This is a genomic window from Streptomyces sp. Ru73 (genome assembly GCF_002920575.1).
Taxonomy (GTDB): Bacteria; Actinomycetota; Actinomycetes; order Streptomycetales; family Streptomycetaceae; genus Streptomyces.
The window spans coordinates 112,897-130,790 of the sequence record NZ_PQSQ01000011.1 but is presented as its reverse complement, the minus strand read 5'-3'; the positions used below and the strand labels follow the sequence as shown (position 1 = coordinate 130,790).

Annotated in this window: 16 protein-coding genes; 5 read left to right on the top strand and 11 right to left on the bottom strand. The window is 72.1% G+C overall.

Features of this window, described 5'->3' with window-relative positions; genetic code table 11:
- Window positions 1–1,197: serine hydrolase (locus C3486_RS08015; protein WP_258052658.1), on the top strand; the 1,197-nt coding region annotated here is incomplete at its 5' end.
- A 134-nt stretch (window positions 1,198–1,331) separates the two neighbouring features.
- Here the strand turns inward: C3486_RS08015 and C3486_RS08010 are convergent.
- Entirely contained in the window at window positions 1,332–3,062 is a 1,731-nt protein-coding gene (locus tag C3486_RS08010) for a glycerol-3-phosphate dehydrogenase/oxidase (RefSeq protein ID WP_103831872.1), read from the bottom strand.
- A gap of 209 nt (window positions 3,063–3,271) precedes the next feature.
- Here C3486_RS08010 and C3486_RS08005 point away from each other — a divergent pair, with 209 nt between their 5' ends.
- Window positions 3,272–4,519, top strand: coding sequence for a nucleotide sugar dehydrogenase (locus tag C3486_RS08005; protein ID WP_103831871.1), 1,248 nt, complete (start codon window positions 3,272–3,274; stop codon window positions 4,517–4,519).
- A 65-nt stretch (window positions 4,520–4,584) separates the two neighbouring features.
- On the opposite strand, the gene C3486_RS08000 is transcribed toward C3486_RS08005, so the two are convergent.
- From C3486_RS08000 to C3486_RS07985, 4 genes are all read right to left on the bottom strand, one after another.
- Window positions 4,585–5,694, bottom strand: coding sequence for a GuaB3 family IMP dehydrogenase-related protein (locus C3486_RS08000; protein ID WP_103831870.1), 1,110 nt, complete (start codon window positions 5,692–5,694; stop codon window positions 4,585–4,587).
- Between the two features lie 114 nt (window positions 5,695–5,808).
- A complete protein-coding gene (gene guaB, locus C3486_RS07995; RefSeq protein ID WP_103831869.1) occupies window positions 5,809–7,308 on the bottom strand; it encodes an IMP dehydrogenase in 1,500 nt (499 codons plus the stop codon).
- 159 nt (window positions 7,309–7,467) lie between these two features.
- Complete coding sequence (locus C3486_RS07990) at window positions 7,468–8,043, bottom strand: sigma-70 family RNA polymerase sigma factor (RefSeq protein ID WP_308461226.1); 576 nt, start codon at window positions 8,041–8,043, stop codon at window positions 7,468–7,470.
- Window positions 8,044–8,415: 372 nt separating this feature from the next.
- Window positions 8,416–9,027: a response regulator transcription factor gene (locus tag C3486_RS07985; protein ID WP_003948568.1), complete on the bottom strand. Its 612-nt coding sequence runs from the start codon at window positions 9,025–9,027 to the stop codon at window positions 8,416–8,418.
- Window positions 9,028–9,416: 389 nt separating this feature from the next.
- Between C3486_RS07985 and C3486_RS07980 the strand changes: the two genes are divergently transcribed.
- Window positions 9,417–9,746, top strand: a complete 330-nt coding sequence (locus C3486_RS07980) for a WhiB family transcriptional regulator (RefSeq protein ID WP_103831868.1) — start codon at window positions 9,417–9,419, stop codon at window positions 9,744–9,746.
- A gap of 97 nt (window positions 9,747–9,843) precedes the next feature.
- Here C3486_RS07980 and C3486_RS07975 read toward each other — a convergent pair whose 3' ends face one another.
- Entirely contained in the window at window positions 9,844–10,755 is a 912-nt protein-coding gene (locus C3486_RS07975) for a LysR family transcriptional regulator (RefSeq protein ID WP_103831867.1), read from the bottom strand.
- Between the two features lie 242 nt (window positions 10,756–10,997).
- Here C3486_RS07975 and C3486_RS07970 point away from each other — a divergent pair, with 242 nt between their 5' ends.
- Window positions 10,998–11,771, top strand: coding sequence for an SDR family oxidoreductase (locus C3486_RS07970; protein WP_103831866.1), 774 nt, complete (start codon window positions 10,998–11,000; stop codon window positions 11,769–11,771).
- Between the two features lie 71 nt (window positions 11,772–11,842).
- Here C3486_RS07970 and groL read toward each other — a convergent pair whose 3' ends face one another.
- Together groL and groES are read right to left on the bottom strand one after the other, a co-directional pair.
- On the bottom strand, window positions 11,843–13,465 hold the full coding sequence (gene groL / locus C3486_RS07965) for a chaperonin GroEL (protein WP_103831865.1): 1,623 nt from the start codon (window positions 13,463–13,465) through the stop codon (window positions 11,843–11,845).
- A gap of 132 nt (window positions 13,466–13,597) precedes the next feature.
- Window positions 13,598–13,906 carry a co-chaperone GroES gene (groES, locus tag C3486_RS07960; protein ID WP_019329594.1) on the bottom strand — a complete coding sequence of 103 codons (309 nt, stop codon included), beginning with the start codon at window positions 13,904–13,906 and terminating at the stop codon, window positions 13,598–13,600.
- 307 nt (window positions 13,907–14,213) lie between these two features.
- Here groES and C3486_RS07955 point away from each other — a divergent pair, with 307 nt between their 5' ends.
- Window positions 14,214–15,410, top strand: coding sequence for a methyltransferase domain-containing protein (locus C3486_RS07955; RefSeq protein WP_103831864.1), 1,197 nt, complete (start codon window positions 14,214–14,216; stop codon window positions 15,408–15,410).
- Between the two features lie 14 nt (window positions 15,411–15,424).
- Here C3486_RS07955 and tsaD read toward each other — a convergent pair whose 3' ends face one another.
- From tsaD to tsaB, 3 genes are all read right to left on the bottom strand, one after another.
- Window positions 15,425–16,564, bottom strand: coding sequence for a tRNA (adenosine(37)-N6)-threonylcarbamoyltransferase complex transferase subunit TsaD (tsaD, locus tag C3486_RS07950; protein ID WP_103831863.1), 1,140 nt, complete (start codon window positions 16,562–16,564; stop codon window positions 15,425–15,427).
- Window positions 16,557–17,027 carry a ribosomal protein S18-alanine N-acetyltransferase gene (rimI, locus tag C3486_RS07945; RefSeq protein WP_103831882.1) on the bottom strand — a complete coding sequence of 157 codons (471 nt, stop codon included), beginning with the start codon at window positions 17,025–17,027 and terminating at the stop codon, window positions 16,557–16,559. The genes tsaD and rimI overlap by 8 nt, the downstream gene beginning before the upstream one ends.
- Window positions 17,028–17,146: 119 nt before the next feature.
- Window positions 17,147–17,836 (bottom strand): tRNA (adenosine(37)-N6)-threonylcarbamoyltransferase complex dimerization subunit type 1 TsaB, encoded by a 690-nt coding sequence (gene tsaB, locus C3486_RS07940; protein ID WP_103831862.1) that lies wholly within the window; start codon window positions 17,834–17,836, stop codon window positions 17,147–17,149.
- Window positions 17,837–17,894 lie beyond the last annotated feature (58 nt).

The window sequence follows — 17,894 nt, the reverse complement described above, 5'->3', positions numbered from 1 at the left end:
CCCGCCACGGGTCCGCCGGACTCCGGTACCGGCCGTCCGCCGCCCGCCGGCCGGCCGCCGCGCACCGGTCCCGAGGAGCCGGCGCCCGACCGGACCCCGCCGCCCCGCGCCCGGCGCAGCCCCGGTCCGCCGAGCGCCCCGGAGAAGCGGGAGCGCCCGCCGAAGCCGGCGACGGCGCGGGCCGTCCGCGCGCTGGCCGAGGGCGGGGCGCCGGGCGCCGCTGCCCTGACGACCCGTGACGGCCGGGTGTACGCCTCACGTTTCACCGCCGCGGGCGTGGCCGACGTACGGACCGACCGCCCCATCGAACCCGCCGACCACTTCCGGGCCGGCAGCCTCACCAAGACCTTCATCGCCACGGTCGTGCTCCAGCTGACCGCCGAGCACCGGCTCTCCCTGGACGACACCGTCGGCGACCTGCTGCCGGGGCTCGTCCCCGGCGCCACGGACCCGAGGGCCGTCACCGTACGCGAACTCCTGGACCACACCAGCGGTCTCTACAACTACACCGCCGACCCGGAGCTGTCGCGGGAGCTGCACGGGGCCGGCTTCACCGCCCACCGCTACGACACCCACACCCCGGACGAGCTGCTGCGGACCGCGCTGTCGCATCCGCCGGAGGCCGCGCCCGGCGCCCGGTACGCCTACTCCAACACCAACTACCTCGTACTGGGGCAGATCATCGAGGCGGTCACCGGCAACGGGTACGCCGCCGAGGCGGAGCGCCGGATCATCCGGCCGCTGGGGTTGACGGGCACGTCCTTCCCCGGCACCGACCCGCGGCTGCCCCGGCCGTACGGGCGCGGGTACTCGCAGGTGGGCGCCGAGCGGGTGGACAGTACGTCGCTGGACCCCAGCCGGGCGGGCGCGGCGGGCGAGCTGATCACGACGCTCGGCGACCTGAACCGCTTCTTCGCGGCGCTGCTCGGCGGCCGGCTGCTGCCGCCCCGTCAGCTCGCCGAGATGCGGGACGAAAAGGACACGGGCGGGGTGTACGGGCTGGGGCTCTACGGCACCCGGCTGCCGTGCGGGGTGACGGTCTGGGGGCACGACGGCGACATCAACGGCTCGTACGCACAGACCGCGGCCACCGGGGACGGCCGGCACGTGCTGACGGTACGGCTGAACACCGACCGGCCGGAGGCGGACCGGCGCATCCGCGCGCTGCTGACGGCGGAGTTCTGCCCGCGCACCTGACGGCGCACCAGGCGCCGTGCGCGCCGCCCGCACGCCGGGCGGACGGCCACGTGCCGGCCGCGCCGCGCCCCGTACGCAGGCGTCCCCGGCGGCTGCCCATCGGCAGCGGCCGGGGACGCCTGAGCCGCGGATGCCTACCGCGGCACGATGTCCGGTGCGCCCAGCCGGGCCGCGTCCGCCGTCAGGTCGTCCGGCTGCCGCTGGGACTCCCGCTCGGCCTCGACCCGCTTCTCGTAGTGCTCGACCTCCCGCTCGATCTGGTCCTCGTCCCAGCCCAGCGCCCCCGCCATCAGCTCGGCGGCCTCACGGGCGCTGCGGGTGCCCCGGTCGAAGGTCTCGATGGAGATCCGGGTGCGCCGGGTCAGCACGTCGTCCAAGTGGCGGGCGCCCTCATGGGTGCAGGCGTAGACGACCTCGGCGCGGAGGTAGTCGTCAGCCGCGGCCAGCGGCGCGCCGAGGGAGGGATCGTCGGTGATCAGCGCCAGTACTTCCTCGGCGAGCGACCCGTAGCGATTCAGCAGGTGCTCTATCCGGGCGACGTGCAGGCCGGTGCGCGCGGCGGTGTGCGCCCGCGCGTTCCACAGCGCCTTGTAGCCCTCCGCGCCCACCAGCGGGATGTCCTCGGTGACGCACTCGGCGACCCGTCCCCAGCTGCCGCCGGGGGTGCTCCCGGTCAGGCCGTGCACCGCCTCGTCCACCGCGTCCTTGGCCATGACCCGGTACGTCGTGTACTTGCCGCCCGCGACCACGACCATGCCCGGCACCGGGTGCGCGACGGTGTGCTCGCGGGACAGCTTGCTCGTCGCGTCCGACTCGCCGGCCAGCAGCGGCCGCAGGCCCGCGTAGACGCCTTCGACGTCGTCCCTGGTCAGCGGGGTCGCGAGGACGGCGTTCACATGTTCCAGCAGATAGTCGATATCGGCGCTGGAGGCGGCCGGGTGCGCCTTGTCCAGGTCCCAGTCGGTGTCGGTGGTGCCCACGATCCAGTGCCGGCCCCAGGGGATCACGAAGAGCACGCTCTTCTCCGTGCGGAGGATCAGCCCGGTGGTGGAGTGGATGCGGTCCTTCGGCACGACCAGGTGGATGCCCTTGGAGGCGCGGACGTGGAACTGGCCGCGCTCGTTGATCAGCCCCTGCGTGTCGTCGGTCCACACGCCCGTGGCGTTGACGACCTGCCGGGCACGCACCTCGTACTCGCCGCCGGCCTCCACGTCCTGGACCCGCGCGCCGACCACCCGCTCGCCCTCCCGGAGGAAGCCGATCACCCGGGCACGGTTGGCGACCGCGGCGCCGTACGCGGCGGCCGTGCGCACGAGGGTGGTGACGTACCGGGCGTCGTCCATCTGCGCGTCGTAGTACTGCAACGCGCCCACCAGCGCGTCCTTCTTCAGACACGGCGCGACGCGCAGCGCGCGGGACCGGCTGAGATGGCGGTGGGCCGGCAGCCCGCGGCCGTGCCCGGAGGAGATCGACATCGCGTCGTACATCGCCACGCCCGTACCGGCGTACCAGCGCTCCCAGACCTTGTGCTGAAGCGGGTAGAGGAACGGCACCGGCTTCACCAGGTGCGGCGCGATCCGCTCCAGCAGCAGCCCGCGTTCCTTCAGAGCCTCCCGCACCAGCGCGAAGTCCAGCATCTCCAGATAGCGCAGCCCGCCGTGGATCAGCTTGCTGGAGCGCGACGACGTGCCCGAAGCCCAGTCCCGTGCCTCGACCAGGCCGGTGGACAGGCCGCGCGTCACCGCGTCCAGTGCGGTGCCGGCGCCGACGACGCCGCCGCCGATGACCAGCACGTCCAGCTCGCGTTCCGCCATCCGTGCCAGTGCTCCGGCGCGCTCCGCCGGTCCCAGTGTCGCTGTCCTCACCACTGCCTCCCGCTTCGGTCGGTGCTGTGATCGCTGCCACACCCCGTTGTCGATTCTGTCCGGAGGCGGCGGGGCCAGCCACCCTCCGCGCGCTGAGTGGGTGGGAAGGCGCCACTCCGCACCCTTGATCCACCAATCCCCATTCTGGGTCAAATGTCGGCTTAGTCTACTTATGCGTCACCTGGAATCGCTCGGGAAGGACGGCCAGCATGCCCGCAGACCTCGCCGTCATCGGACTCGGCCACATCGGCCTCCCCCTCGCCCAGGCCGCCGTCGCCGCCGGCCTCGGCACCATCGGCTACGCCTCCGATCCGCAGACCGCCGCCGCGCTCGGCGCCGACGGCCCGCTCTCGCCCACCGAAGTACGCCGGCTCCTCACCGCCGGCTTCCGCACCACCACCGACCCCGCGGCACTCGGCAGAGTCCGCACGGCTGTCCTCTGCGCCCCTACCCCGCCCGCCGGGGACGGCACCCTCGACCTGTCCGCCGTGGCCGACGCGGCACGCACCCTCGCCGCCCATCTGCGCCCCCACACCACGGTGATCCTCGAATCGGCGGGGTACCCCGGCACCACCGAGGAATTCCTCCGTCCGCTCCTGGAACAGGGCTCCGGGCTCACCGCTGGGCGCGACTTCCACCTCGCCTGCTCCCCCGCCCGGTACGACCCCGGCAACCGCCGCTACGGGCACGCCAACACCCCGAAGGTCATCGGCGGCCTCACCCCCGCCTGCACCGAAGCAGCCGCCGCCTTCTACGGCCGGCTCACCGACAAGGTCGTCCGTGCGCGCGGCCCCAAGGAGGCCGAGACCGCAGGGCTCCTGGAGACCAACTACCGGCACGTCAACATCGCCCTGATGAACGAGATGGCCGTCCTCTGCCACGACATCGACGTGGACCTCTGGGACGTCATCCGCTGCGCCGAGACCAAGCCCTTCGGCTTCCAGTCCTTCCGCCCCGGGCCCGGCGTCGGCGGCCACACCGCGCCCGTCGACCCCAGCCGCCGCACCGGCCAGGGCCGCTCCCCCGGCCACCCGCTCCGCATGGTCGAACTCGCACAGCAGGTCAACGCGCGAATGCCCCGGTACGTCATCCAGCGCTGCGCCACGCTCCTGAACGAGCACGGCAAGTCGGCGCGCGGCGCCCGCGTCCTGCTCCTCGGCGTCACCTACAAGCCGGACATCGCCGACCAGGAGGGCGCGCCCGCCCACGAGATCGCGGCCCGGCTGCGGGAGATGGGCGCCCACCTGACGTACCACGACCCGTACGTCCCGCAGTGGCAGGTGCGCGGCCGGCCCGTGCCGCGCGCCGACTCGCTCTACGAGGCCGCCTCCGGCGCCGACCTCACCCTGCTCCTCCAGCACCACCGCACGTACGACCTGCAGGGCCTGGCAGTGAAGGCCCAGCTCCTGCTGGACACGCGAGGGGCGACACCGACGGGGGCCGCGTACCGGCTCTAGGCCGCCCGGAACGCGCGAAGGGGCCCTGCCGCTGCGGCAGGGCCCCTTCCGGGAAGATGCGCGTCTCAGGCGCGGACCGTGACCTCGACCCGCTGGAACTCCTTCAGGTCGGAGTAGCCGGTCGTGGCCATCGCACGGCGCAGCGCGCCGAAGAAGTTCATCGAACCGTCCGGGGTGTGCGACGGGCCGAGCAGGACCTCCTCGGTCGTGCCGACCGCGCCCAGGTCCATCCGCTTGCCGCGCGGCACGTCCTCGTGGACGGCCTCCATGCCCCAGTGGTGGCCGCGGCCCGGCGCGTCGGTGGCGCGGGCCAGCGGGGAGCCCATCATCACGGCGTCGGCGCCGCAGGCGATGGCCTTGGGCAGGTCGCCGGACCAGCCCACGCCGCCGTCCGCGATGACGTGCACGTACCGGCCGCCGGACTCGTCCATGTAGTCACGGCGGGCCGCCGCGACGTCCGCGACGGCGGTGGCCATCGGGACCTGGATGCCCAGGACGTTGCGGGTGGTGTGCGCGGCGCCGCCGCCGAAGCCCACCAGCACGCCGGCCGCGCCGGTGCGCATCAGGTGCAGGGCCGCGGTGTAGGTCGCGCAGCCGCCGACGATGACCGGGACGTCCAGCTCGTAGATGAACTGCTTGAGGTTCAGCGGCTCGGCGGCGGAGGAGACGTGCTCGGCGGAGACGGTGGTGCCGCGGATCACGAAGATGTCCACGCCGGCGTCCACGACCGCCTTGGAGAACTGGGCGGTGCGCTGCGGGGAGAGCGCGGCGGCGGTGACCACACCGGAGTCGCGCACCTCCTTGATGCGCTGGCCGATCAGCTCTTCCTTGATCGGGGCCGCGTAGATCTCCTGGAGACGGCGGGTCGCGGTGGCCTCGTCCAGCTCGGCGATCTCCGCGAGCAGCGGCTCCGGGTCCTCGTACCGGGTCCACAGGCCCTCGAGGTTGAGAACGCCCAGGCCACCCAGCTCACCGATACGGATGGCGGTCTCCGGGGAGACCACCGAGTCCATCGGAGCGGCCAGGAACGGCAGCTCGAACCGGTAGGCGTCGATCTGCCAGGCGATCGAGACCTCCTTCGGGTCGCGGGTCCGCCGACTCGGTACGACGGCGATGTCGTCGAAGGCGTACGCCCGGCGGCCGCGCTTGCCGCGCCCGATCTCGATCTCAGTCACTGTGGTGGCCTTTCCTCTTTGTCTGCCGTTCCAGTATCCCCGACACGCCGGAGCCCGCGGACGGCCGTCCGCGGGCTCCCCCTCACGCCGTGGCCCGGAACCGGGCCTACCCGCTCAGCGGGCGTTGTAGTTCGGTGCCTCGACGGTCATCTGGATGTCGTGCGGGTGGCTCTCCTTGAGGCCCGCCGACGTGATCCGCACGAAGCGGCCCTTCTCCTGCAGCTCCGGGACCGTGCGGCCGCCGACGTAGAACATCGACTGGCGCAGGCCGCCGGCGAGCTGGTGGACGACCGAGGCCAGCGGGCCGCGGTAGGGCACCTGGCCCTCGATGCCCTCGGGGACCAGCTTCTCGTCGGAGGCGACGCCCTCCTGGAAGTACCGGTCCTTGGAGAAGGACTTGCGGTCGCCGCGGGTCTGCATCGCACCCAGCGAGCCCATGCCGCGGTAGGACTTGAACTGCTTGCCGTTGATGAACATCAGCTCGCCCGGCGACTCCTCGCAGCCCGCGAGCAGCGAGCCGAGCATCACCGTGTCGGCGCCCGCGACCAGGGCCTTCGCGATGTCACCGCTGTACTGCAGGCCGCCGTCGCCGATGACCGGGACGCCCGCCTCCTTGGCCGCCAGCGAGGCCTCGTAGATCGCGGTGACCTGCGGGACGCCGATGCCGGCGACCACGCGGGTGGTGCAGATGGAGCCGGGGCCGACGCCGACCTTGATGCCGTCCACACCGGAGTCGATCAGCGCCTGGGCGCCCTCGCGGGTGGCGACGTTGCCGCCGATGACGTCCACCGAGGAGTTCGACTTGATCTTGGCGACCATGTCGCCGACCAGCCGGGAGTGGCCGTGCGCGGTGTCCACGACGATGAAGTCCACGCCGGACTCGATCAGCGCCTGGGCGCGCTCGTACGCGTCGCCCGCCACGCCGACGGCCGCGCCGACCAGCAGCCGGCCCTCGGAGTCCTTGGCGGCGTTCGGGTACTGCTCGGCCTTCACGAAGTCCTTGACCGTGATGAGGCCCTTGAGGACGCCCGCGTCGTCGACCAGCGGCAGCTTCTCGATCTTGTGGCGGCGCAGCAGCTCCATGGCGTCCACGCCGGAGATCCCGACCCGGCCCGTGACCAGCGGCATCGGGGTCATGACGTCCCGCACCTGACGGCCACGGTCGGTCTCGAAGGCCATGTCACGGTTGGTCACGATGCCGAGCAGCTTGCCGGCCGCGTCGGTCACCGGGACACCGCTGATGCGGAAGCGGGCGCACAGGTCGTCGGCCTCGGCCAGCGTCGCGTCGGGGTGCACCGTGATCGGGTCCGTGACCATGCCGGACTCGGAGCGCTTGACCAGGTCGACCTGGTTGGCCTGCTCCTCGATGGAGAGGTTGCGGTGCAGCACGCCCACGCCGCCCTGCCGGGCCATGGCGATCGCCATGCGCGCCTCGGTGACCTTGTCCATCGCCGCGGACAGCAGCGGGACGTTCACCCGGACGTTCTTCGAGATGTACGAGGAGGTGTCGATCTGGTCGGGCGACATGTCCGAGGCGCCCGGCAGCAGCAGCACATCGTCGTAGGTCAGCCCCAGTGTCGCGAATTTTCCGGGCACTCCGTCGACGTTGGTCATGACACCTTCCCAATGGCCTTGATCAGTGCGGATGTCCATGCTAACGGGAACAACTGGCGTCTCATTCCACGAGCAAGATCACCCGCACTCTTTGGACGTTCACACGTACGGACCGGGGCGCGGACGCCCGCCCCTCTCCGTACTCGGACGCGGCAGCGCCTACTGCTCGGCGAGCGCCCTGAGCCGGCTGAGCGCGCGGTGCTGCGCGACCCGTACGGCCCCCGGCGACATTCCCAGCATCTGCCCGGTCTCCTCCGCCGTGAGCCCGACCGCCACCCGCAGCAGCACCAGCTCCCGCTGGTTCTCCGGCAGGCTGGCCAGCAGCTTCTTCGCCCACTCCGCGTCGCTGCTCAGCAGCGCCCGTTCCTCGGGCCCGAGCGAGTCGTCCGGCTGCTCCGGCATCTCGTCCGAGGGCACGGCCGTGCTGCCGGGACCGCGCATCGCGGCCCGCTGCAGATCGGCGACCTTGTGCGCCGCGATGGCGAAGACGAACGCCTCGAAGGGCTTGCCGGTGTCCCGGTAACGCGGCAGCGCGCACAGCACCGCCACGCAGACCTCCTGTGCGAGGTCCTCCACGAAGTGGCGGGCATCACCCGGCAGCCTGGACAGTCGCGTACGGCAGTACCGCAGTGCGAGCGGGTGCACGTGTGCGAGCAGGTCGTGCGTCGCCTGCCGGTCACCCTCGACGGCACGTGCGACGAGCCCGCCGATCTCCTGGGTCCCGTCATCGCGCATCGGTCCATGGTGCCTTGACGCCGCGCGGTCCGCGGCATCGCCCCCGTAGTTGTGCACCGAAGTGTTATGCGTCGGTGTGCCTGCACTCACGTCCCACGCCTCCCCCTTTCGGGTGTTGCCCATGCCGGACCCGAGACGTCGCCCATGGCGTTCGTCGGTGCCGCGGGGCACCGTGATGCGCATGTCCGTCATGAGGTCTCTTCTGGCCGAGTGAGAAGCCCCGGCCCTGGAGCCGGGGAGGAGTCACACCTCAAGCATGCGGCATCGCGTGAGGTTTCGGCGCCGGACGTCGGCACAGCGGGGCCGTGGTACGCGCCACCCCCGTCGGGACGGCGCGCGCCGCGGCCCCGCTGCGCCCGCGCGTCGGAACGCTCAGCGGACCAGGCCCCAGCGGAAGCCGAGCGCCACCGCGTGCGCCCGGTCGGAGGCGCCGAGCTTCTTGAAGAGACGCCGGGCGTGCGTCTTGACCGTGTCCTCGGAGAGGAACAGCTCGCGCCCGATCTCGGCGTTCGACCGGCCGTGGCTCATGCCCTCCAGTACCTGGATCTCGCGCGCGGTGAGCGTCGGGGCCGCGCCCATCTCGGCGGACCGCAGCCGGCGCGGGGCGAGGCGCCAGGTCGGGTCGGCGAGCGCCTGGGTGACGGTCGCGCGCAGCTCGGCGCGGGAGGCGTCCTTGTGCAGATAGCCGCGGGCGCCGGCGGCGACGGCGAGGGCCACCCCGTCGAGGTCCTCGGCGACCGTGAGCATGATGATCCGGGCGCCCGGGTCGGCGGACAGCAGCCGGCGCACGGTCTCGACACCGCCGAGGCCGGGCATCCGCACGTCCATCAGGATCAGGTCGGAACGATCGGCACCCCAGCGGCGGAGGACTTCCTCGCCGTTGGCCGCGGTCGTCACGCGCTCGACGCCGGGAACGGTCGCAACCGCCCGACGGAGCGCCTCTCGGGCAAGCGGGGAGTCGTCGCAGACGAGGACGGAAGTCATGGCCGTCCTCCGCAGCTGATGCGCGTCACGTTGTGCCTCCAGGCTGGTACGTATCGTCACCTGTGCGATTGACGGCCTCGGACACCTGCCCGGGTAGTCCCTCTGTCAACCGCTTCCGCACTCTCAACGACGGTCACCCGAAAGAGTTACGGGCTGAGGAGCCGTTTTCGACACTCTATGTGAGGGGCCGGACACGTAGCAGCAAGACCCGCGCCCCTCGGCACCTCACTTTCCGTAAGCCGTCCCCTTTGCCCTGTTTGGTGAGTTTTTTTCCGTGTTTCTTGCTTCTGGGGCAAGATTCGAGATGAGTCATATTTACATCTACTTAGAAGGTAGATGTACGGTCTTGAGCAGGAGCCCGATACCGCCACGCTTCGAGGGGACTAGCAATGGCAGATTTCTCCCGCCTCCCGGGCCCGAACGCCGACCTCTGGGACTGGCAACTGCTCGCCGCCTGCCGCGGCGTGGACAGTTCGCTCTTCTTCCATCCCGAGGGCGAGCGCGGCGCGGCCCGCAGCGCGCGCGAGACATCGGCGAAAGAGGTCTGCATGCGCTGCCCGGTGCGTGCCGAATGCGCGGCCCACGCACTGGCCGTACGTGAGCCCTACGGCGTCTGGGGCGGACTGACCGAGGACGAGAGGGAAGAGCTGATGGGCCGGGCCCGGCACCGTCTGGTGCCCGCGGGCGGCGGCGGTCCGGCGACGATGTCGGGAGGCTGAACCCCGCAGGGCACCCGAACAGAGGAAACGTTTCTGCACCGAGGCCGCGGGCGGCCGCGCGACGCTCCGTACTGCCGGGAGAGCGGTACGGAGCGGGTCAGCGGCGGCCCGCGGCCGCCAGCTGGTCGAGCATGGCCGTCACGGCCGGGACCTGCGCCAGGTCCGGCAGGGTGAGCGCGACGATCTCGCGCTGCACGGCCGGCTCCAGCAGGATCCGGCGGGCCCCCTTGGGCCGTACGGAAGCCAGCGCCAGCTCCGGCAGCGCGGCGACCCCGAGCCCGGCCCCGACCAGGCCGATCACGGCCGGATAGTCGTCGGTGGCGAAGTCGATGCGTGGCGTGAAACCGGCGCTCTCGCACACCGAGACCAGGTGGCGGCGGCAGCGCGGGCAGCCCGCGATCCACGGATCGTCGGCAAGCTCGGCGAAGCCGGCCCGGCCTGCGTCGGCGAACCGGTGCTCCTCGGGCACGAGCCCGACCAGCCGGTCCGTGAGCACCCGGCGGACGATCAGGTCGTCCCACTCGGACTCGGCGGCCGGGTCGGCGCCCGGCACCTCCGGGTAGCGGAAGGCCAGCGCGATCTCGCAGTCCCCGCCGCGCAGCATCTCGATGGAGCGCGGCGGCTCCGCCTCGTCCAGCGACACCGCCGTGCCGGGGTGCGCGGCCCGCATCGCGGCCAGCGCGGTGGGCACCAGCGTGGAGCTGCCCGAGGGGAAGGACACCAGCCGCACCCGTCCGGCGCGCAGCCCGGCGATCGCCGCGACCTCCTCCTCGGCTGCGGTGAGCCCGGCGAGGATGCCGGCGGCGTGCCGTACGAGGGCCTGACCCGCCTCGGTGAGGCGCATCTCGCGGCCGGTACGGATGATCAGCGGCGTGCCCGCCGACTGTTCCAGCGCCTTTATCTGCTGGGAGACGGCGGGCTGGGTGCAGCCGAGCTCACGTGCGGCGGCGGAGAAGGAACCACTCCGGGCGACGGCGCGCAGCACACGGAGATGACGGGCCTCGATCATTCCTCAAGCATAAGCACTGCTTGGGGCGGAGTCGGAATATTCGGTCACCGCTTTAGGGGTGCCGTACCGCCTGGCGGGTGCGCAGCGCGGACGGTTTTTCGGCGCGAAGCCGACCGGCAATGGGCCGAATGCGATCGGTGCGTCGCGCGAAGTGCCGGAAAATATAAAGAAGCTGACATCCGGTCCGGTGACCGGGGCCCCGGCCGACGGGCGGGTCGCCACCGGGCCGATAGCGTTCTCTTATGACGACTGCATTGGTCACGGGAGCGACTGCGGGCATCGGAGCGGCGTTCGCGCGCCGGCTGGCGGCCGACGGACACAACCTGGTGCTGGTGGCCCGTAACGAAGAGAAGCTGCGCGACCACGCGGCCGAACTGCACGACCGGCACGGTGTCGAGGTCGGGGTGCTGGTCGCCGACCTGGCGACGGAGGAGGGCATCGCGGCCGTCGAGGAACGGCTGGGTGACCGCAGGCACCCGGTGGACCTGCTGGTCAACAACGCGGGCTTCGGCAACAAGGGCGAGTTCCTGGAAGTCCCCATGGCCGATGAGCTGGCGATGCTGAAGGTGCACTGCGAGGCGGTGCTGCGGCTGACCTCGGCGGCGGTCACGGGCATGCGCGAGCGGCGGCGCGGCGGGGTGGTCAACGTGGCCTCGGTCGCGGCCTTCGTACCGCGCGGGACGTACGGCGCGAGCAAGGCGTGGGTCGTGCAGTTCACCCAGGGCGCCGCGCGCGACCTGGCGGGGAGCGGGGTGCGGCTGATGGCGCTGTGCCCCGGGTTCGTGCGTACCGAGTTCCACGAGCGCGCGGGGATGGGCACGGACAACATCCCGGGCTGGATGTGGCTGGACGCTGACAACCTGGTGGACGCCGCGATGAAGGACCTGGCCCGCGGCCGGTCGCTGTCGATCCCCGACCCCCGGTACAAGGCCCTGATGGGCGTCGTGAAGCTCGCCCCGCGCAACCTCCTGGGCGGCGTCACCTCCCGCACGGGCCGCAAGTACGGGCCGCAGTAGACAGCCGTACGCAACGACCGAGGCCCGGCGCCCCTCTCGGGGTGCCGGGCCTCGGTACGAGGTGCCTGCGCTCAGTGCGCGTGGCCGTGACCGTGACCGGCCTCGGCCTCCTCCTCTTCCTTCTTCTCGACGACCAGGGTCTCGGTCGTGAGGAGCAGGGAGGCGATGGAGGCGGCGTTCTCCAGGGCGGAGCGGGTGACCTTGACCGGGTCGATGACGCCGGCCTTCACCAGGTCGCCGTACTCGCCGGTGGCGGCGTTGAAGCCGTTGCCCTTGTCGAGCTCGGCGACCTTGGAGGTGATGACGTAGCCCTCCAGGCCGGCGTTCTCGGCGATCCAGCGCAGCGGCTCGGCGGCGGCGCGGCGGACGACGGCGACACCGGTGGCCTCGTCGCCCTCCTTGCCGAGGTTGCCCTCGAGCACCTTGACGGCGTGGACCAGGGCGGAGCCACCACCGGAGACGATGCCCTCCTCGACCGCGGCGCGGGTCGCGGAGATGGCGTCCTCCAGACGGTGCTTCTTCTCCTTGAGCTCGACCTCGGTGGCCGCACCCACGCGGATGACGCAGACGCCGCCGGCGAGCTTGGCGAGGCGCTCCTGGAGCTTCTCGCGGTCCCAGTCCGAGTCGGTGGTCTCGATCTCGGCCTTGATCTGGGCGACGCGGGCCTGCACGTCCTCGGCCTTGCCGCCGCCGTCGACGATGGTGGTGTCGTCCTTGGTGACGGTCACGCGGCGGGCGGTGCCCAGCACGTCCAGACCGGCCTGGTCGAGCTTGAGGCCGACCTCCTCGGCGATGACGGTGGCACCGGTGAGGGTGGCCATGTCGCCGAGCATCGCCTTGCGGCGGTCGCCGAAGCCGGGGGCCTTCACCGCGACGGCGTTGAAGGTGCCGCGGATCTTGTTGACGACCAGGGTCGACAGGGCCTCGCCCTCGACGTCCTCGGCGATGATCAGCAGCGGCTTGGAGGAGCCGGCCTGGATGACCTTCTCCAGCAGCGGCAGCAGGTCCTGGATCGAGGAGATCTTGCCCTGGTGGATGAGGATGTACGGGTCCTCGAGGACGGCCTCCATCCGCTCCTGGTCGGTGACCATGTACGGGGAGAGGTAGCCCTTGTCGAAGGCCATGCCCTCGGTGAAGTCCAGCTCCAGACCGAAGGTGTTGGACTCCTCGACGGTGATGACACCGTCCTTGCCGACCTTGTCCATCGCCTCGGCGATGAGCTCGCCGACCTGCTTGTCCTGGGCGGACAGGCCGGCGACGGCGGCGATGTCGGACTTCTCGTCGATCGGGCGGGCCGTCGCGAGCAGGTCCTCGGACACGGCCTTGACGGCGGCGTCGATGCCCTTCTTCAGCGCGGCGGGGGAGGCACCGGCGGCGACGTTGCGCAGGCCCTCGCGGACCAGCGCCTGGGCCAGCACGGTGGCGGTGGTGGTGCCGTCACCAGCGATGTCGTTGGTCTTGGTCGCCACCTCCTTCACCAGCTGGGCACCGAGGTTCTCGTACGGGTCCTCGACCTCGACCTCGCGGGCGATCGTGACACCGTCGTTGGTGATGGTGGGGGCGCCGAACTTCTTGTCGATGACGACGTTGCGGCCCTTGGGGCCGATCGTCACCTTGACCGTGTCGGCGAGCTTGTTGACGCCGCGCTCGAGGGCGCGACGGGCGTCCTCGTCGAACTTCAGGATCTTCGCCATGAGTTACGTGTCCTTAGTCGTACTCTCAACGAACTGCGCCCCTGCCCCGGGTGGTGAGACGCGGGAACCAGGGGCGCAGATCAAGAACAGCTGGGGTGAAGCATTGACCTGGGGTCGCTCCCAGGCCCCGGCTTACTTCTCGACGATCGCGAGAACGTCGCGGGCCGAGAGGACGAGGTACTCCTCGCCGTTGTACTTCACCTCGGTGCCGCCGTACTTGCTGTAGAGCACGACGTCGCCGACGGAAACGTCGAGCGGAAGACGGTTGCCGTCCTCGAAGCGGCCCGGGCCCACGGCCAGGACGACGCCCTCCTGGGGCTTCTCCTTGGCGGTGTCCGGAATGACCAGGCCCGAAGCCGTGGTCTGCTCGGCGTCGAGCGGCTGGACCACAATGCGGTCCTCGAGCGGCTTGATGGCAACCTTGGAGCTGGCGGTCGTCACGATCCGACCTCCCCCTTCGGAGATCTCACGGGGTTAACTGTCTGAGGTGGCGACCAGGTCGATCCGTCGTCGCGGGTGCCGGACCTGCCCGTCGCGCGTAGCTTCTGCTCGCTCCCCGGGCGTGCGCCCGGTCGGCTCGCTGTTTGGCACTCTCCAATGGGGAGTGCCAGCGCCGAGACTATGACGCGGTTAGCACTCGGTCAAGCGGAGTGCCAATCCCGCGCCCATGTCGTGGTGAGAAGTACCGGCAGGAGTGGCCCCGGGCCCGGTCCGGCCGGTCGCCACAAGGTCTGTGACCTGCCCCAGAATGGGCCGGGTGAACCCTCTCGACGCCTTCTCCGCACTGCTCAGCGACGAGGGCCGGGCCCTGCTGGCCGGCCTCCGCGACCACGACCCCGCCCAGGAGCTCGCCACCGCCACCCGGCTGCGCCGCGAGCACCCCGCCGAGCTGGTGTCCGCGGCCCTCGGGCAGGCCCGGCTGCGGCAGCGCGCGGTCGCGAAGTTCGGCGCCGAGGACGCGTACCGGATGTTCTTCACCCCGAACGGCGTCGAGCAGTCCACCCGCCGCACCGTCGCCGTGCACCGCGCAGCCCGCCTCGCGGAGCTGGGCGTACGCAGCGTCGCCGACCTGTGCTGCGGCATCGGCGGCGACGCGCTCGCGTACGCGCGGGCCGGCATCCCGGTGCTGGCCGTGGACCGCGACCCCCTCACGGCTGAGGTGGCGCGCGCGAACGCCGAGGCGCTGGGCCTCGCGGACCTGATCGAGGTGCGCTGCGCGGACGTCACGGAGATCGACACCACCCCGTACGACGCGGTCTTCGTGGACCCGGCACGCCGGGGCGGACGCGGCCGCATCTTCGACCCGGAGGCGTACTCCCCGCCCCTCTCCTGGGCGATCGAGGCGGCACGCAAGGCCCCGCACGCCGCGCTGAAGGTCGCCCCCGGCATCCCGCACGAGGCGGTCCCCGAGGACGCAGCGGCGGAGTGGATCTCGGACGGCGGTGACGTGAAGGAGGCCGTCCTCTGGTTCGGCACGGCCCCCGGCTCCGTACGGGCCACCCTGCTGCCCTCCGGCGCGCACCTGGAGACCGCCGCCCCGCTCCCCGACCCGCCCGTGCGGCCCGTGGGCCGCTACCTCTACGAGCCGGACGGCGCCGTCATCCGCGCCCACCTGGTCGCCGAGGCCGCCGCCGGGCTGGACGGCGGCCTGATCGACGAGACCATCGCCTACATCACGGCCGACGAGCTGCGCCCCACCCCGTACGCCACCGCCTACGAGATCACCGACGAGCTGCCCTTCAACCTGAAGAAGCTCAAGGCGCTCCTCCGGGAACGCGAGATCGGCGTGCTGACGGTCAAGAAGCGCGGCTCCGCCGTCGAGCCTGAGGAGATCCGCCGCAAGGTGAAGCTCCGCGGCCCGAACGCCGCCACCGTGCTCCTCACGCGCGTCGCGGGCGCCCCGACGATGCTCGTCGGGCAGCCCGCGAAGCCCGCCGGCGGCTGATCAGGGGCAGCCGATCACGAGTACAGGTTGTCCTTGCTGACCTCGTGCACGTGGTCATGGCCGTGCCCGTGGGCGTGGCTGTGCGGGACGCCGTGCCGGTGCTCGTGACCCGGGGCCGGGACGTACGGCTCGGTGACCGGGAGGGAGGAGTCGGCGGACAGCTCCCAGGCGGAGTGCGGGCGGTTCCGGGCGACCATCTCGGCGCCCAGGGCCGCGACCATCGCGCCGTTGTCCGTACACAGCTTCGGGCGCGGCACGCGCAGCGTGATGCCCGCGTCCTCGCAGCGCCGCTCGGCCATGGCGCGCAGCCGGGAGTTGGCCGCGACGCCGCCGCCGATCATCAGGTGGTCCACGCCGTGGTCCTTGCAGGCCCGTACCGCCTTCCGGGTCAGCACGTCCACGACCGCCTCCTGGAAGGACGCGGAGACGTCGGCGACCGGCACCTCCTCGCCGGCCGCGCGCTTGGCCTCGATCCAGCGGGCCACGGCCGTCTTCAGGCCGGAGAAGGAGAAGTCGTACTTCGGGTCGCGGGAGCCGGTCAGGCCGCGCGGGAACGCGATGGCCTCCGGGTCGCCCTCGCGGGCCATCCGGTCGATGACCGGGCCGCCGGGGAAGCCGAGGTTCAGCACCCGCGCGACCTTGTCGAACGCCTCGCCCGCCGCGTCGTCGATCGTCGAGCCCAGCGGCCGCACGTCGGAGGTGATGTCCGGCGCGAGGAGCAGCGAGGAGTGCCCGCCGGAGACCAGCAGCGCCATCGTCGGCTCGGGCAGCGCGCCGTGCTCCAGCTGGTCGACGCAGATGTGCGAGGCCAGGTGGTTGACGCCGTACAGCGGCTTGCCGAGGGCGTACGCGTACGCCTTGGCCGCCGAGGTGCCCACGAGGAGGGCGCCGGCGAGGCCCGGCCCGGCCGTGACCGCGATGCCGTCCAGGTCGGAGGCGGTGACGCCGGCCTCCTTCAGGGCGCGCTGGATGGTGGGGACCATGGCCTCCAGGTGGGCGCGGGAGGCGACCTCGGGGACGACGCCGCCGAAGCGGGCGTGTTCGTCGACGCTGGAGGCGACCGCGTCGGCCAGCAGGGTGTGGCCGCGGACGATGCCGACACCGGTTTCGTCGCAGGAGGTCTCGATGCCGAGGACGAGCGGTTCGTCAGCCATTGATCGGTGTTCCTTGTACGAGGGATTCGGAGGTGTAGCGCATGACCAGCGCGTCGACGTTGCCCGGCTGGTAGTAGCCGCGGCGGAAGCCGATGGGCTCGAAGCCGAAGCGTTCGTACAGCCGCTGGGCGCGGAGGTTGTCGACGCGCACTTCGAGGAGCACTTCGTGGCACTCGAAGGCGGTGGCGGCGGTGAGCAGGTCGGTCAGCAGCCGGGCGCCGAGCCCGGAGCCCCACTGGTCGCGCGCGGTGGCGATGGTCTGGATGTCGCCGGTGCCGTCGACGGCCGCGAGGCCGCCGTACCCGACGAGCCGGCCGTCCAGCTCGGCGACGGTGTAGTGCCGGTTCGCGCCGGGGCCGCGGGCGTGCGCCAGCTCGGACCAGAACATCCCCCGCGACCAGGCGTCCTCGGGGAAGAGGTCCTCCTCCAGCGCCAGCACCGGCTCGATGTCCCACCAGCGCATCTCCCGCAGCGTGGCTTCCGGCCGGGCGGCCGCGGACCGCTCTGCGCCGTCCACGGCCGCGGTCCGGCCTGCGGTACCGGCGGGCGCGGTCCGGTCTGCGGGCTGGTCGGCGTGGGCGGTCACTTGGGCGTGACCACCTTGTAGTTCGCGGGCACCTGGGCGTCGGGGCGGCGCAGGTACAGCGGCCGCGGCGGCAGCAGCTCCTCGCCGCGGGCCAGCTTCTCGGCCGCGAGCGCGCCGAGTGCCGCGGCCGACTGGTGCTCGGGCCCGTCGGCGCGCAGGCCGTCGAAGGTGCCGTCGTACAGCACCGCGCCCGCGCCGACCGCCGGCACCCCGGCGACCTGCTCGGCGATGTCGGCCGGGCGGTCGACGGCGGGCTCGGTGGCACGGGTGCGGAAGTCGTCGTAGCGGGCCCAGTAGACCTCCTTGCGGCGCGCGTCCGTCGCCACCACGAACGGCTCCTCGATCCCGGAGGCGTACGCGATGCCGTCCAGCGAGCAGAGGCCGTGCACGGGCACGTCCAGCGCGGCGCCGAAGGTGGCGGCGGTGACCAGGCCGACGCGCAGCCCGGTGTACGGGCCCGGGCCGACGCCCACGACGATGTCGGTGACCGCGTCGAGCTTCACGCCGGCCTCGCCGAGCACCCGGTCGACGGCGGGCAGCAGCAGTTCGCCGTGGCGGCGGGCGTCCACCTCGCGCGCCTCGGCGAGCACGCGGGGAGCGGCGGCGGCGCCGTCCGGAGCGGGCTCGCAGCTGAGCAGCGCGGCGGAAACGGCGGGGGTTGCGGTGTCAAGGGCAAGCAGCAGCACGTCCTCAAGACTACGGCGCGGCGGACGCCGCCCTGCCGGGTGCTGCGCTCGCCGGTAC

Coding starts and splice junctions, on each gene's coding strand:
- C3486_RS08005 (WP_103831871.1), top strand. CDS start 3,272: ATGCCCGCAGACCTCGCCGTCATCGGACTCGGCCACATCGGCCTCCCC.
- guaB (WP_103831869.1), bottom strand. CDS start 7,308: ATGACCAACGTCGACGGAGTGCCCGGAAAATTCGCGACACTGGGGCTG.
- C3486_RS07990 (WP_308461226.1), bottom strand. CDS start 8,043: ATGCGCGATGACGGGACCCAGGAGATCGGCGGGCTCGTCGCACGTGCC.
- C3486_RS07985 (WP_003948568.1), bottom strand. CDS start 9,027: ATGACTTCCGTCCTCGTCTGCGACGACTCCCCGCTTGCCCGAGAGGCG.
- C3486_RS07980 (WP_103831868.1), top strand. CDS start 9,417: ATGGCAGATTTCTCCCGCCTCCCGGGCCCGAACGCCGACCTCTGGGAC.
- C3486_RS07975 (WP_103831867.1), bottom strand. CDS start 10,755: ATGATCGAGGCCCGTCATCTCCGTGTGCTGCGCGCCGTCGCCCGGAGT.
- C3486_RS07970 (WP_103831866.1), top strand. CDS start 10,998: ATGACGACTGCATTGGTCACGGGAGCGACTGCGGGCATCGGAGCGGCG.
- groL (WP_103831865.1), bottom strand. CDS start 13,465: ATGGCGAAGATCCTGAAGTTCGACGAGGACGCCCGTCGCGCCCTCGAG.
- C3486_RS07955 (WP_103831864.1), top strand. CDS start 14,214: ATGGGCCGGGTGAACCCTCTCGACGCCTTCTCCGCACTGCTCAGCGAC.
- tsaD (WP_103831863.1), bottom strand. CDS start 16,564: ATGGCTGACGAACCGCTCGTCCTCGGCATCGAGACCTCCTGCGACGAA.
- rimI (WP_103831882.1), bottom strand. CDS start 17,027: ATGCGCTGGTGGGACATCGAGCCGGTGCTGGCGCTGGAGGAGGACCTC.